Consider the following 1,324-nt stretch of genomic DNA (forward strand, 5'->3'; position numbering starts at 1 on the left):
GGGGTCACCGAGGCCGGTGTGGATCGCGACGCCGATGCCCCCGCCTGGACGGTCGAGTTCGCCGACGGAGCAGAGGTGTCCGTCGCGGTGTCCGACGGCAGCGTCGTGCGCTCCGCGGGCTGACCGGCTCGGATTCAGTCAGAGTCGATGGCTCCGGGAGCATTCGGTGTCCCGAGGTCGAACTGACGGCCATTGGTTTCGAGTTGTGCACAATTGAATTGCGTGCAACCATTACACCATGCCCGCCGTCGACTCGCTCGTGTGCTTCGCCCTCTACGCCGCCAGCCGCACGACCACGCAGGCGTATCGCGTCCTGCTCGACCCGTGGGACCTCACCTACCCTCAGTACCTCGCGCTGGTGACACTGTGGAGCGACGGCGACCAGACGGTCAGCGGACTCGGCGAGGCCCTGCAACTGGACTCCGGCACGCTCTCCCCCATGCTCGCGCGCATGGAGACCGCGGGGTACGTCACGCGTGAGCGCCGCACCGACGACGAACGCGTCGTGACGGTCTCGCTCACACCGCGCGGTCGGGAGATGCGCGACGAGCTCGCCCACGTCCCGCGGTGCATCGCCGTCGGATCGGGGATCGCCGACGCCGACAGCGCGCACGAGCTGATCCAGGCGCTCCAGCAACTGACCGTGGCGATGCGCGATCTGCGCGACCACCCGCGGACCGTGCTGGATGCGATCGGCGCCCCTCGACCCACCGTCTGACCCCCGTCGACAGCCTCCTCCGTCCACCAGAAAGGAACCACCCCATGGACGTCCTCTACACCGCAGAAGCCCTCTCCACCGGCGAGGGCCGCAACGGCCACGTCGTCGCCGGCTCTCAGATCGACCTCGACGTCGCCGTCCCGAAGGAGATGGGCGGATCCGGCAACGGAACCAACCCCGAGCAGCTGTTCGCCGCCGGTTACGCCGCGTGCTTCCACAGCGCGCTGCACGCCGTCGCCCGCGGCCACAAGGTGAAGCTCGAGGACTCCTCGGTCGGCGGTCGCGTGCAGATCGGCCCGAACGGCCAAGGCGGCTACCAGCTCGCCGTTCTGCTCGAGGTGGTGCTGCCCGGCGTGGAGCACGACCTGGCCCAGCAGCTCGCCGACGAGGCGCACCAGGTGTGCCCCTACTCCAACGCCACGCGCGGGAACATCGAGGTCACGGTCACCGTCGCCGAGGACTGACACCGACGCAGCGAAGGGGGCACCGGCGAGTCGGTGCCCCCTTCGCGCTTCCCTACAGGCGGCGCATCGCCGCCCGACGTAGGGTGACAATCGTGATCCGCGTCCTGGTCGTCGACGACGAAGCACTCGTGCGCTCGGGGTT

At 69.3% G+C, this 1,324-nt stretch carries 2 protein-coding genes; both read left to right on the forward strand.

The features are described from left to right. The first annotated feature begins 238 nt into the window (after nt 1-238). Nucleotides 239-718: a MarR family winged helix-turn-helix transcriptional regulator gene (locus tag LQV45_RS33060; protein WP_230011900.1), complete on the forward strand. Its 480-nt coding sequence runs from the start codon at nt 239-241 to the stop codon at nt 716-718. 44 nt (nt 719-762) lie between these two features. Further along, nucleotides 763-1,182, forward strand: a complete 420-nt coding sequence (locus LQV45_RS33065) for an organic hydroperoxide resistance protein (protein ID WP_138175563.1) — start codon at nt 763-765, stop codon at nt 1,180-1,182. The last annotated feature ends 142 nt before the right edge of the window (nt 1,183-1,324 follow it).

This window comes from Microbacterium sp. Bi128, assembly GCF_918698205.1.

Coding starts and splice junctions, on each gene's coding strand:
- LQV45_RS33060 (WP_230011900.1), top strand. CDS start 239: ATGCCCGCCGTCGACTCGCTCGTGTGCTTCGCCCTCTACGCCGCCAGC.
- LQV45_RS33065 (WP_138175563.1), top strand. CDS start 763: ATGGACGTCCTCTACACCGCAGAAGCCCTCTCCACCGGCGAGGGCCGC.